General features: G+C 62.3%; 13 protein-coding genes. 4 read left to right on the plus strand and 9 right to left on the minus strand.

The annotated features are described in order from the left end of the window. Window positions 1-73: 73 nt before the first annotated feature. Window positions 74-1,336, minus strand: a complete 1,263-nt coding sequence (locus tag CLU90_RS09180) for a DEAD/DEAH box helicase (protein ID WP_100427727.1) — start codon at window positions 1,334-1,336, stop codon at window positions 74-76. Window positions 1,337-1,416: 80 nt separating this feature from the next. After that, on the minus strand, window positions 1,417-2,475 hold the full coding sequence (locus tag CLU90_RS09185; protein ID WP_198511181.1) for an Lnb N-terminal periplasmic domain-containing protein: 1,059 nt from the start codon (window positions 2,473-2,475) through the stop codon (window positions 1,417-1,419). A 164-nt stretch (window positions 2,476-2,639) separates the two neighbouring features. Here CLU90_RS09185 and CLU90_RS09190 point away from each other — a divergent pair, with 164 nt between their 5' ends. Continuing rightward, on the plus strand, window positions 2,640-3,350 hold the full coding sequence (locus CLU90_RS09190; RefSeq protein WP_198511182.1) for a hypothetical protein: 711 nt from the start codon (window positions 2,640-2,642) through the stop codon (window positions 3,348-3,350). Between the two features lie 34 nt (window positions 3,351-3,384). Continuing rightward, on the plus strand, window positions 3,385-3,741 hold the full coding sequence (locus CLU90_RS09195; protein WP_100429413.1) for a glyoxalase superfamily protein: 357 nt from the start codon (window positions 3,385-3,387) through the stop codon (window positions 3,739-3,741). 3 nt (window positions 3,742-3,744) lie between these two features. On the opposite strand, the gene CLU90_RS09200 is transcribed toward CLU90_RS09195, so the two are convergent. Continuing rightward, entirely contained in the window at window positions 3,745-4,914 is a 1,170-nt protein-coding gene (locus CLU90_RS09200) for a mandelate racemase/muconate lactonizing enzyme family protein (protein ID WP_100427729.1), read from the minus strand. Window positions 4,915-5,011: 97 nt separating this feature from the next. Here CLU90_RS09200 and CLU90_RS09205 point away from each other — a divergent pair, with 97 nt between their 5' ends. Both CLU90_RS09205 and motA read left to right on the plus strand, forming a co-directional pair. Continuing rightward, a complete protein-coding gene (locus tag CLU90_RS09205) occupies window positions 5,012-5,932 on the plus strand; it encodes a LysR family transcriptional regulator (protein ID WP_100427730.1) in 921 nt (306 codons plus the stop codon). Between the two features lie 42 nt (window positions 5,933-5,974). Then, window positions 5,975-6,838 carry a flagellar motor stator protein MotA gene (gene motA, locus CLU90_RS09210; RefSeq protein WP_035820336.1) on the plus strand — a complete coding sequence of 288 codons (864 nt, stop codon included), beginning with the start codon at window positions 5,975-5,977 and terminating at the stop codon, window positions 6,836-6,838. Between the two features lie 15 nt (window positions 6,839-6,853). Here the strand turns inward: motA and CLU90_RS09215 are convergent, their stop codons facing one another. The 6 genes from CLU90_RS09215 to CLU90_RS09240 form a co-directional block, all read right to left on the minus strand. Continuing rightward, window positions 6,854-7,252, minus strand: a complete 399-nt coding sequence (locus tag CLU90_RS09215; protein ID WP_092714612.1) for a VOC family protein — start codon at window positions 7,250-7,252, stop codon at window positions 6,854-6,856. A 58-nt stretch (window positions 7,253-7,310) separates the two neighbouring features. After that, window positions 7,311-8,753 carry an aminotransferase-like domain-containing protein gene (locus tag CLU90_RS09220; RefSeq protein WP_100427731.1) on the minus strand — a complete coding sequence of 481 codons (1,443 nt, stop codon included), beginning with the start codon at window positions 8,751-8,753 and terminating at the stop codon, window positions 7,311-7,313. 9 nt (window positions 8,754-8,762) lie between these two features. Continuing rightward, entirely contained in the window at window positions 8,763-9,347 is a 585-nt protein-coding gene (locus tag CLU90_RS09225; RefSeq protein WP_100427732.1) for a LysE family translocator, read from the minus strand. 485 nt (window positions 9,348-9,832) lie between these two features. Further along, the gene (locus tag CLU90_RS29205; RefSeq protein WP_157808781.1) at window positions 9,833-10,318 is read right to left on the minus strand and encodes a hypothetical protein; all 486 of its coding nucleotides are present in this window, start codon (window positions 10,316-10,318) and stop codon (window positions 9,833-9,835) included. Between the two features lie 86 nt (window positions 10,319-10,404). After that, entirely contained in the window at window positions 10,405-10,758 is a 354-nt protein-coding gene (locus tag CLU90_RS09230; protein WP_100427733.1) for a hypothetical protein, read from the minus strand. 647 nt (window positions 10,759-11,405) lie between these two features. After that, on the minus strand, window positions 11,406-13,223 hold the full coding sequence (locus tag CLU90_RS09240) for a DUF4153 domain-containing protein (protein WP_092719438.1): 1,818 nt from the start codon (window positions 13,221-13,223) through the stop codon (window positions 11,406-11,408). Window positions 13,224-13,292 lie beyond the last annotated feature (69 nt).

The raw sequence follows: 13,292 nt of genomic DNA on the forward strand, positions 1-13,292 counted from the left end.
CCTTGCTTTATAGAAACACAATCTTAGTCCGGGAAGCGTGGTCATTCAAGCGGCTAGCGCACATAAGGAGGATTTAATTGCCCTCGGCCGTTTTCGCCGCCATGGCTGCCGCTTCGCGCAATTTGTCCTTCTTGCTCTTGCGCGCCCCCTTCACGCCGCCATTGACCGTATCCGTGACGGGGTTCACGGGCGTAGGCAATTCCGTCGGCTCGAAACCGGCCACCACTTCGCGCACGATGCGCAAGTCGTTGCGGTTTTCGATCAGGCGGAAATGCGCTTCCGTATCGGCCGTTACGAAACTGATGGCCGTGCCGCTTTCGCCGGCGCGGCCCGTGCGGCCGATGCGGTGCGTGTAGTCGACGGCCGAACGGGGCAAGTCATAGTTGACGACGGCCGGCAAGCCGGCGATGTCGATGCCGCGCGCGGCCACGTCGGTGGCCACCAGCACCTGCAAGCGCCCCGCCTTGAAGTCGGCCAGCAGCTGGCTGCGCGTGCCCTGGCTGAATTCGCCGTGGAAGGCGCCCACGTGCAGGCCCGCGCGCTGCAATTTGTCGGCCACGTGTTCGGCCGCGTACTTGGTGGCGACGAACACCAGCACGCGATCCCACTGCTGCTGCAGGATCAGGTAGCGCAGCAGCTGCGTGCGGCGCGGCACGTCGACCGTGATGGCGCGCTGCACGATGTCGGGCTGGTCCTGCGGTTCGGACGCCACTTCGATGCGCACGGGTTCCTTCAGCAGGCTGTCGGCCAGCGCCTGCACGCTGTCGGGGAAGGTGGCGGAGAAGAACAGGTTTTGCCGTTTCGCTGGCAACAGGGCCAGGATGGCGTTGATTTCCTCGGAAAAACCCATGTCGAGCAGCCGGTCGGCCTCGTCGAGCACGCACAGCGACACGCCGCCCAGTTTGACGGCGTTCTGGCGCACCAGATCGAGCAGGCGGCCCGGCGTGGCGACGACGATATCGGCGCCGCCGCGCAAGTCCATCATCTGCGGATTGATCGACACGCCGCCGAACAGCACAGAAATCTTCAATTTGATCGGCAGCGGCTTGGCCAGCGCGTGCACGGTCTGCCCCACCTGCGCCGCCAGCTCGCGCGTGGGCACGAGGATCAGCGCGCGCACCTGGCGCGGGCCGGATGCGGGCGCCATCAGCGCCTGCAGCAGCGGCAGCGCATAGGCGGCCGTCTTGCCGGAACCCGTCTGCGCGGCGCCCAGCACATCGCTGCCGCGCAGGATGGCGGGAATGGCGGCCGCCTGGATGGCCGTCGGCGCGGCATAGCCGGCCTTGTCGACGGCGCGGACCAGGGCGGGAATCAGACCCAGTGAGGAAAATGGCATAGCGGGCCTTCTTTATTCGTAAAGTGAGACCGGCCGCGAAAGGCGGCCGGTCGGATATGGCGACAGTATAAGGCAGACGGCTACTGGCGTGGCATTTGCAGCGTCGGATGGCCCGCTTCGTCATAGCCCGGCATGGCGCGGCGGATCGCGTGCGAAAAATCAGGATCGTCGTTGGCCGCCCGCGCGCGCGCCGTGACGTGACCCCCATCACGCAGCTGCTGGAAGGTCTGGCCGGGCACCAGGCCCTTGACGTCGAACAGGTAGCGGTCCAGGTAGCCCGAGGCCATCAGCCGGTAATCGAGCGGCAAGCCCGGCACGATGCGGCGCACCATCTCGAAGACGATGGTGGTGCAGTTGGCCGTCAGGGTGTTGTAGAACTGCGGCTTGTTCTTCAGCGACTGCGCCTCGTCCAGGTAGGCGAGGAACAGCGAGCGCATGGCCGCTTTCGACATCATGACGCGGTACAGATGCATGTCCTCGCCGCGCGCATTCGTGCGCACGCGCAGGATGTCGCGCTCGTCGGCGGCGATCAGGCTCATTTCGAAATGCTTGAAGAAGCCGCCGATGGCGGAAAAGCGCTCGCCCTTCTCCTTGCGGATCTCGATGGAAAACGTCAAAAAGCGTCCGTCGGCAAAGCCGAAGGAAATCAAGGTATGCGCGATGTAAGGTCCCGTCCAGTACGACAGCGCCGTGTCCACCGTGCGCAGTTCGTCGAGGTCGTAGCTGCGCTGCTCCCACTTGACCGTGTAGTCGTCATCGCTGCGCCAGTCGAAATTGCGCACATTGTCCAGGGTGACGAGATTGCCCTTGACCGTACCCGTGACGTTGCGCGCCACGTCGTCGGCCCACACCCTTTCCTGCTTCGGCGTGATGAAACTCCACCACACGAGCAGCAGGATAAAACCGGCCGCATACGGCAGCAGCACGCGCACGTCGCCCCGCATCCACCACAGCGCGATGCTGGCCACGCCCAGCGCGCCCCACAGCAGCGCACCGATGCCTTGCGCCGCCGTGCCGCCGGACAGCTGGTACCACAGCGCCAGCGCGCCCCACAGTGCGGTCAACAGGATAATCAGGGAAACGGCCATTTTGCCTATGCTGGCCAGCACGGAGCGGGCTTGGTGTGATAATAAAGTCATGCCGTGATTATAGGGGCAAGTGCAGGAATAGGTGAGTTCCGGCAAGTATGGGCAAAGTCATCCGGACAAACAATATTGCTTGCGTGGCAATTTACTTCATGAGAACATTCTGCACAAATAAAATGTATAGACAAGGCGTCCTGCCTTGCCATCCAGGAGACACCTTGCCATCGAGTTCACTGTACGCCTTCGCCGGCAGCCTCAATTCCCTCTTCATCGTCGTCAGCCTGTTTGGTTTGTGGTCGCAGCTGCAAAAAATCTGGCAGCGCAAGCGCGATGCCGGCATCGGCGCCGGCAAGACGACGGACATCCTGTCCATCAACCAATTCACCGTCAGCTTCCTTGCGTATTGCGCGTTCTTCGTCTACGGCTATTCGATCACGCCGTTCAACCACTACATCGTCTGGCCCCGTTTGATCGCCTCGCTGATCGCGCTGGGCATCCTGTTCGAGATATATCGTGACCGCCGCAGCACGACATCGCGCAATGCGCTGCTGGCCTGCGCGCTGCTGCTGGGCGCGGGTGTGGCGGGGCTGGCCTTCGGTCCCACCTTCAGCGACGAAAAGCGCGTGATCTCGCAAAGCCTGATCGTCGCCGTCACCGTGCTGCTGGCGCAAGGCTATGCGCACCAGATCCGCCTGATCTGGCGCTCGGGCAGGACGGGCGCCGTGTCGTTAAAGATGAGCCAGTTCATCCTGGCGATGGATGTCAGCACCATCTTCTTTGCCTGCGTCATGGGCCTGTCGACAGGCTGGCCATTGCTGCTACTGGCCAGCGTCAGCGCCACGACCAAGCTGATCATCATGTGGCTGTTCCGCTGGGAGAAGACCAGCCCCGCCGCGCAGGTGAAACGCCAGGCGCTGGCCTGCGGCTAGAATGGCGGCTTTCCCACCTGTCGAAAGCGCCGCCATGCATGCTGCCATCCCCATCCTGCGCATCTTCTCGGAAGAAAAGGCGCGCGAGTTCTACCTCGGCTTCCTCGGCTTTACCGTCGACTGGGAACATCGCTTCGAGCCGACGGCGCCGCTGTACACGCAGGTGACGCGCGGCGAGCTCGTGCTGCACCTGTCCGAACACCACGGCGACGCCACGCCGGGCGCGGCGCTGTTGATCCCCGTCGACGACATCGCCGCCCTGCACGCGGAACTGCAGGCCAGGGATTATCCGTATGCGCGGCCCGGCATCCGCGACGAGGACTGGGGCCGCATCCTGGAAGTGGCCGACCCGTTCGGCAACCGGCTGCGCTTCTGGCAGCACAGCGAATAACGCTTACTGCCCGCTCAGGGCGCGCATTTCCGCATACAGGTTCGCCTTGCCCTCGAATCCGATGCCAATCAGGTCCGGCATGGTGATGTGGCCGTTCTCGACCTTGACGCCATCGGGAAAACCGCCGAACGGCTGGAACAGATCGGGATACGATTCATTGCCGCCCAGGCCCAGGCCGGCCGCGATATTCAGGGACATCTGGTGGCCGCCGTGCGGGATGCAGCGGCTGCGCGACCAGCCGTGCTGGTGCAGCATGTCCAGGGTGCGCAAGTATTCCACGAGGCCGTAGCTCAAGGCGCAGTCGAACTGCAGCCAGTCGCGGTCCGCGCGCATGCCGCCATAGCGGATCAGGTTGCGCGCATCCTGCATGGAAAACAGGTTTTCGCCCGTCGCCATCGGCTTGTCGTAGTAGCTGCGCAGGGTGGCCTGCAGTTCGAAGTCGAGCGGGTCGCCCGCCTCCTCGTACCAGAACAGGTCGTACTGGCGCAGCGCCTTGGCGTAGGCGATCGACGTATCGAGGTCGAAGCGGCCGTTCGCATCCACGCACAGCTTTTGCCCATCCTGCAGCACCTCCATGATGGCGTCGATGCGGCGCAAATCGTCATCGAGCGAGGCGCCGCCGATCTTTTTCTTGACCGCCGTGTAGCCGCGGTCGATATAGCTGCGCATCTCGTCCTGCAGGGCACTCAAGCTCTGGCCCGGGTAGTAATAGCCGCCGGCCGCATACACGAAGACTTTTTTGTCCGGCACGCCCGTGCCATGGCGCTCGGCCAGCAACTGGAACAAGGGCTTGTTGTCGATCTTCGCCACGGCATCCCAGATGGCCATGTCGATGGTGCCGATGGCCACCGAACGCTCGCCGTGGCCGCCCGGCTTTTCATTCGTGTACATGCAGTCCCACACCTTGTGCGGGTCGAGGTTGCCGCCATCATCCGTCACCAGGCTGGCGGGGTCGGCGTCGAGAATGCGCGGGATGAAACGCTCGCGCATCAGCATGCCCTGGCCATAGCGGCCATTCGAATTGAAGCCGTAGCCGACGACGGGCTTGCCCTCGCGCATCACGTCCGTGACGACGGCCACCAGGCTCAGGGTCATCTTGCTGAAATCAATGTAGGCGTTGCGGATGGGCGAAGAGATGGGAATGGTCTTTTCGCGGATGTCGACGATCTTCATGCGGGTCTCCTGTGGGTGAACGGTGACGCCAGCTTAACCGCGATAGACAGTCGTATAATCGATAGCAATTTAAACCATTCTTCACTTAGAGTTAATAATGAAAAGCGACGCGACGACGGAAATGGCTTTCTTTGTGCTGCTGGCCAAGCTGGGCAGCCTGTCGGCCACGGCGCGCGAGCTAGGCATCACGCCGCCCGCCGTCAGCAAGCGCCTGCAGTTGATGGAGCAGCGCCTGGGCGTGCGTTTGCTGAACCGCAGCACGCGGCGCATCAGCCTGACGGGCGATGGCGAAAGCTACCTGGCGCAGGCGCGGCAGATCCTCGACGATATCCGCGCCATGGAGGAATCCCTGGCCAGCGGCAGCGCGCAGCCGCGCGGGTTGCTGCGCGTGAACGCCACCCTCGGTTTCGGGCGCACGGTGATCGCGCCCCTGCTGTCGCAATTCGCCCTGCGCCATCCGCAGCTGGAAGTGCAGCTGCAGCTGACGGACAGCCCCATCAACCTGGTCGAGCAGGCCTACGACCTGGGCATACGCTTCGGCGACTTGCCCGACACGCGGCTGTCCGCGCGGCGCATCATGTCGAACCGGCGCTTCCTGTGCGCCTCGCCCGCCTACCTGCAGGCGCACGGCACGCCGCAGATGCCCGACGACCTGGCGCGGCACCGCTGCATCGTGCACCGGCAGAATGACGACGCCTACGGCATCTGGCGCCTGAGTCGTGGCCGCGCCACCCACACGGTAAAAGTGCGCGGCACGGTGGCCAGCAACGATGGCGACGTGGTGCTGGGCTGGGCGCTGGACGGCCACGGCATCCTGCTGCGCTCGGAATGGGACCTGGCCCGCTACCTCGACAGCGGCCGCCTGCGCGTGGTGCTGGAAGACTACGCGCTGGCGCCGGCCGACCTGTACGCCTACTACCCGAGCCGCCACCAGCTGCCCGCCAAAGTGCGCGCTTTTATCAATTTTCTCATCGAGCAATTGCAGCCAGAAGCGGCCACAGCAGCAGAATCAGGTTAAACTACAATATTGCGATATGGCAATATTATGAAGGAGTAGGTTTTGCTAGTCATCCTCGGATTTCTCGTCGTGCTGTTTTCCGTCTTCGGCGGCTTCGCCATGCAGGGCGGTCACCTGGGCGCCCTGTTCCAGCCGCTGGAACTGCTGATGATCGGCGGCGCCGCGCTGGGCACCTTCTTTGTCGGCAATGACGCCAAGGCCATCCGCGCCACGTTCGCCGCCCTGCCCACCCTGTTTCACGGCTCGCAATACACGAAGGCGCGCTATATGGAGCTGATGGGGCTGATGTATGAAATCCTCAGCAAGATCCGCAAGGAAGGCCTGATGTCGGTCGAGGACGATATCGACGACCCGTACCGCAGCGCCATCTTCGTGAAATACCCGTACACGCTCGGCGACGAGCACATCCTGGAATTCATCACCGATTATCTGCGCCTGATGGTGTCGGGCAATATGGACGCTTACCAGATCGAAAACCTGATGGATAACGAGATCGAGACGCACCATGAAGATGCGGAAATGCCGATCCAGACGATTTCGCAGCTGGCCGACGCCATGCCCGCCTTCGGCATCGTGGCCGCCGTCATGGGCGTCGTGCACACGATGGCGTCCGTCGGCTTGCCCCCGGCCGAGCTGGGCGTGCTGATCGCACAGGCGCTCGTCGGCACCTTCATCGGCATCCTGCTGGCCTACGGTTTCATCGCGCCCCTGGCCAGCTTGCTGCGCCGCAAGCACCATGAAACGGCGAAGATGTACCAGTGCGTGAAAGTGACGTTACTGGCCAGCCTGAACGGCTACGCCCCGGCCCTGGCCGTGGAATTCGGCCGCAAGGTCATTTCCGCCACGGAACGCCCGTCGTTCAGCGAACTGGAAAACCACGTGCGCCAGGTGCGCACGAAAAACTGATTCCAGCGGTTCGCGTCAGGCTTCCGGCGCCGTCCAAACCAGGTTCCACAGGTGGCCATCGATATCCTCGAAGCCCTGGTCATACATGAAGCCTTGGTCTTCGGGCGGATGCGGTATGCGCCCACCGGCGGCCGCGGCCTTGGCGATCAGGCCGTCCACCTCTTCCCGGCTTTCGCAACTGAGGCAAATGACGACTTCATTGGCATCCTTCGCATTCGCCACCGGCTTGCCGATCAGCGACTGGAAAAAATCTTCGGTCGTCAGCATGGCCTGGATGCTGCCGTCGACGATGTTCAGGAACGCCGCGTTCTCGCCGCTGAAGCGGGAATCGAAAGTAAAGCCGAGGGCGGAAAAGAAGGCCCTGGATTTGTCCAGGTCCTTCACGGGCAGGTTGAGAATGATCTGTTTGTGCATGGCGCTTCCTTGCTCACACGTTGACGAAAAAATCGTCGCTCCAGAATACCAATAAAAACTAAAGGAAGGCGCGGGCCAGGCTGGAGCGCGCGCCAGCCACCGCGCGCAGGCGCTCTTCCAGGTAGGCGCTCACGCGCGGATGCTGGCTGAAGGCGACGTTGAAGCGGATGTGCTGGTCGGGCGTGTCGTTGGCCGAGAACGCGGCGCCGCGCATCAGCAGGATCTTGTTGCGGTAGGCATCCTGCACCAGCAAGTCCACATCCAGCCCTTCGGGCATGCTGCCCCACAGGAAAATGCCTGCGTCGCCGGGCTGCTCGAACAGCACGCCGGCCGCGCTCAGTTGCCGCGTGCTGGCGTTGCGCGCCACCATGATCTTGCGTTGCAGCCGCTCCAGGTGCTTGCGCAGATTGCCGGCCTTGAGCACTTCCAGCAGCACGTATTCGTTCAGCGCAGGCAAGGTCATGATGGAATGGATCTTGGTGCGCATCAGCAGCTTGAGCAAGGCGGGTGCCGCAGCCAGGTAGCCCATGCGCAAGGCCGGGCTCAGCGCCTTGCACAGGCTCGAGTAGTAGATCACGCCGTCCAGTCCGGACAGCGACGCCAGCCGCGTGCTGTGACCCGGCTGGAAATGGCCGTGCACATCGTCTTCGGCGATCAGGAAGCCATGCTGCTGCGCCATGATCAGCACCTTGTGCAGGTTGGCGGCGCTGCTGCTCCAGCCGGTGGGATTGTGCAAAGCCGTCTGCACGAACAGCAGGCGCGGACGGTGCGCGCGGCAGGCCGCTTCCAGTTCGTCCAGGTCGAGGCCATCGGGACGGCGCTTGATGGGCACCAGGCGCACGCCGTCCTGGCACAGCCTGCCGAACATCAGGAAGTATCCCGGGTCTTCCACCAGCACCGTATCGCCGGGCTGCAGAAACGTGCGGCAGATCAGATCGATGGCATGGGTGCCGCCGAACGTGGTGAGGATGTGGCTGGCATCCGCGGCGATGCCGATGCCGCGCAACAGCAGCGCGATCTGCTCGCGCAATTCCGCCAGCCCTTGCGGCGGACAGCGCGAAGCCATGCCGGCCGCGCTGCGCGCCAGGCCACGCTGCACGGCCGCCGCCGGCAGCGCGTCCTGCAGCCACGTGGGCGGCAAGGCGCCGCTGCTGGCCAGCAGCACGCCCGGCCGCTGGTCGTTCACTTGCTGGCTCAGCCAGACCGGCTCCTGCTCCTGGCCCGCTTCCAGCGCCACCTCATCGGGAACGGCGCGGCCGGCGTCAGCGGGGACGCAGACGAAAAAACCCGTCGTGCCGTGCGTATCGATGACGCCCGCGGCCACCAGCCTGTCATACGCCACCACCACGGTGTTGGTGCTCACCGCGAGCTGCGTGGCGAGCTGGCGGATCGACGGCAGCCTGGTTCCGCCAGGCAGGATGCGTTGCGCGATCTGCAGCCGCAATGCGGCCTCGATCTGCTTGAACAGGGCGATGGGCGAGGAGCGGTCGATGGCGAACATGGTGGCAGTCTAGCGTAAAAACGTCAGGGCGAGGGCCAGCAGGATGGCACCCATCGTCAAATTGAAGATGCGCTGGTTGCGGGGCGCTTTCAGCACGCTGCGGATAGCGACGCCGAACAGCGCCCACATGGCGTTACACGGCATGCCTACCACGGTGCCGATCACGGACACCAGCAGCGCGCTGGCGAGCATATTGCCCTGCGCAGGCATGAAGACGGACGCCATGGTGATCGCCTTGAGCCAGCTCTTCGGGTTCAGCGCCTGAAACAGCGCCGCCTGCGCCAACGACACGGCCTTCGGCGCGCTGCTTCCCGCCACCGAGGCGCCGGCAAGTTTCCAGGCCAAAAACACCAGGTACAGCGCGCCCGCGATCCGCAGCAGCTGCTGCGCCATCGGGTACGCAACGAACACGCTGCCCAGCCCCACGCACATGAGCATGGTCTGCACGAAGATGCCGGCCTGGATGCCGAGGATTACCGGCAGCGCACCGCGATAGCCGAAATTGGCGCCAGTGGTGGCCAGCATGACGTTGTTCGGACCGGGCGTGGCGGACATCACAAAGCAATAGCTCATCAGGGGCAAGAGTTCGGTCATGGCAGGCAGTCGCAGCGTTGAGAAGGCCCCAGTCTAGAAGCGCGGCACGGCGGCGACAAGGCACAAGGCGGCGCGTACAGGCACATGCTGTATCAGTCGAACGACTGCTACAGCGGCGATACAGGCAGCTCCGCGCGGATCAACTTCAGAAACGTCGTTTCATCTGTTACCGCTGCAAGCTGTTCGTGCATGTCACCCCTCTCCGCCCGTACGGCGAGGGATGACCAGCTCTTGCTTGAGCACGGCAAGAGTCTCGGTTGGGCAGGAGATAAACAGGTCAGACCCGATCTCGTCGTTGGATCAAGCAGCAACGAAATCGCACACCAGGAACTGGCAAGCCTCACAGGCCCCTGCCACGCCTAATCGCGTTCTCATCTGCCAAGAACTATGAATCAGCACTTAGCTACCGGTGGCGCTTTGCCCCAATGGTACCGTCCGCTTCCGCCCCAAAGCGGACGTATGGGTAGTTCGAAAGCTGAACCAAACTATCTGCGCCGGCGTGACTCGAACTCATCGATCAAACGATAGAGTGCATCCCGTTGGGTTGCCGTAGCACCAGTACTTTCCAGTTCGTCGATCCGATGGCGAACTAGGTAAAATTGGTTTTCACTACGGATGCGGCCATTTATCAGAATCTGCTCAAGGTATTTAGCTTCCTTTGCGGCGAATTCTGGATAAGCAGCACGCACGGCATTATGTAACGCATCTGTAATTTTGACACGGTTCTGTGGCTCGGCACCAGCGAGGAGCAATGGAAGTTCACGGAGCCCTTGCTCTAGTCCAGCAGCAATTTTTGACTTCGATACTCCAGCATTAACAAGCTGGATATACTGGGCTTTTGCGCAACACCATGAATCCCGTAGCTCAGAAATTCGCCGGTCTGACAACTCAGGAAACGATGCATAGAATTGTTCAAAGACATTGTAAAGTTTGTCGAATTTGCTTTTGAATGGGCTTGGCGTTTCTCTCATCTATTTCCCTATGCTTGACGAAATATTACGAAAAATCGATCGACTACTCTTGGCCGGCATCGGCCATCATCGCGGCTGGCGAGCAGCTACTTTCCCTGCAGGGCGCCCGAAATTCTCTTCCCGTCCGTATAGCCCCAGATTTCCCCGAACGCAGAAGTGGCTTCCTTGCTCTGATTGAGTTCTACGGTTCCGGATGCCCAAAAAGCATGTAATGCCGCAGCCAAGCCTGAAGTTCCTTCATTCCGGATCGTCGCTCGCGCCTTTTCAGTGCACACCTCCAGTAGCAGCCGATCCAGTAGTTTCCCCACACGGCGGTAAATCAGTTCCTTGGACTGCTCCGGCACCCTAAGCTCAGGTGGCATCGATGGATGATAAGAAGCGGCTACCCAAGTCACCAAAGCGGTGTCGAAGCGTTCTGCCGGACTGGTATTGCTGACCATACATCCCATTAATTCCTGAGATGACGTTCCTGCGATAGCCGTACTTATCGTTGAGCTGGCAAAACAAGCCAACAACACAAATATGGCAACGTGCGCAAATTTAGTAGCTGGACTGACTGAAATCACGCGAAAAACTCTTTCATTTAATTGGGCACGCCAGACTTGGCGGCCCCTTGCTGCCGTCAGATGCGAACGTAACGCCGAAGGTCCGCATTTGGCCGAATCCAGCCAATCTCGTCCATGAGCTATACCGGGTCTAAGTCCTGGGGAAATTGACCGGCTCGCTCCCACTGCTCTTGATCGAGGTCCTCCGCCAAGTCACGCAGATGCCAAGCCCTGTTCAAGTGCGCAAACACATGGCCGAGATCAATGCGAAGATTTACCTCGTCGTAGTCAACCTCCCTACTCATCTCCGATATGAGCGTGGTCAAGTGTTCTTGCGCATCTTCAAGCTCGCACATCAGTGTGGTCCATGCCGCCGGAGCGCTTTCTTTACTAATCATAGGGCAACCTTAAACTACACTTCAATAACGTCATGCACTTCCGCTCTTGGCCGATAACGGACGGAGTCGCTCAACCCACGAAGTGATTGGTGTCATGGCAAGCAATCGGTTTTGTTCGGCGCGGCAAATCCTTTCTTCTGCCACTTACGAGCCCGGCACCGTCTCATCCGGGCAGCTGACCTCGTCCTCTGGCGTATACAAGGTCATCGGCACGCGCTGGCCGTCGATTTCCAGTTCGCGCACTTTCGGCGGCACCAGCTGGAACTCGCCCGCCTGCAGCTTCTCGCGCAGGGGTTTGCAGCGCAGGGCATCGGTGGGGATTTGCCCGCGCGCGGTCCAGCTGCCGTCTTCCTTTTCCGCCAGCAACACCGACGAGGCGCGCGGGTCGTTGCTGATCAACAGCACTTCCTGCTTGCCATCGCCGTCGAAATCCATCAGATACGCATCGCACTGCTGCCCTGCCCGCTTCAAACAAGCGGGCAGGCGCCAGGCCGGGCCGACCTGCGTCCAGTCCTGGCGCAGGAAACTCTCCGGCAGTTTCGCCGTGGCCGGACGCAGGGTCAGGTTGATCGATACGTCGCTGAGCGCGCCCGTTTCATCGAGGCGGTTCTGGCGCTTGAGCATGGCCTCGGCGCGTGCCCGCACGATGGCCGCGTCCGGGCCCGTCGTGCGCGTCTTGAGTTCCTGCAAGGCCGCCTGGCCATAGCGGGCGCCCTGGAAGCGCAGGTATTCGAAATCGAACTTGTCCACGCCGACCTTGCCGCTGTCCAGGCGCGCCATCTGGCTGGCTACCGAGATACGGGCCGGGTCCGCCAGCGGCGAGAACAGGGCGAACAGCACCAGCAGGGTCACAAAGGCGGTGGCCACGTTGACGTTGGCGATCAGGTGCAGCCAGTCGCCATACTTGCTGGCCGCCCAGGCATAGCCGGCGGCGTAGCAGGTGGCGATCAAGAGGCAGGCGGCGGCGATCAGGCGGTCGGAGGTCCAGCCGTGCGACATCACGCGCAAGGTCAGCGCATAGATGGCGATGCCCACCACCCATGGCAGCAGCAGACAGGCCAGGCGCGTGCCCAGGCGAATGCCGCGCGCCACGCCATGGCCCACTTCGCCATTCTGGAAGGCCGCATTGATCAGCACCACCAGCACGCCAGCCATGCCCAGCAGCACGGACGCCGCATGGCGCGTGGCCCACAGGCGCTCGAAGCCGATGAAAGGCAAGGTCAGCAGGAAACCGGAGACGAGCACGGCGGCGATAGGCATCAGCCACGACAGCAGCACCAGCAGCAAGGTGCGGATGCCGCGCACGATGGAGGGGCGCACGTCCGTGATGTGGATGGCGAACGAAAACGCGAAGCAGATGACGGGAATCACGAACCAGGCCTGGCCCAGCAGTTTTTTCAGGAAAGTCAGCTTGATGAGCAGGAACAGCTGCCCGCCCAGCCACAGCACCAGCCACAGGCCCAGCACGAACAGCAGGGAAAACAGCAGCTGGATGCCGAGCTTCCAGGCGATTTCAAAGTAGGTGGGATAGCGGGCGATGCGCTGGCCATCCTGGGCGCTGGCCAGCACCAGCGCGTGGGCGATATACAAGCCGACGACACAGAAACCGAACAGCTGGGCGGAAATGACGCGCAGCGGCGCTCCCGGCTTGTAGTTACCCCAGATCACGTGCTCGGCGCCGCGCGCCACGTCGTGCCAGGCCAGCACGGCCATCACGACGGCAGCGCCCGCCATCCACAGGCCGATGCGCTTGACCGACATGTGGCCCAGGCTGGACACCAGCAAAATGGGGAGCAGCAAGCTGATCAGCATCAGCGGCGCCAGCAGATAGGCTTCCGTGGCGGGCCACGCCTTGTCTTGCGCCGTGCTGTACAGCCAGTACAGCAGCAAGCCTTGCAGCAGGCCCGTCACCAGGCGCGTCACGGCGATGCGCGGCGCCACCACCGGATCGAGCAACGCCATGTTTTTTCCAGCGGCATCCTGCTGCATAATCATCCCTTAATAGTCGTTTATTGCTGTAAAGCACGGCCA

Source organism: Janthinobacterium sp. 67 (genome assembly GCF_002797895.1).
Classification (GTDB): Bacteria; Pseudomonadota; Gammaproteobacteria; order Burkholderiales; family Burkholderiaceae_D; genus Janthinobacterium.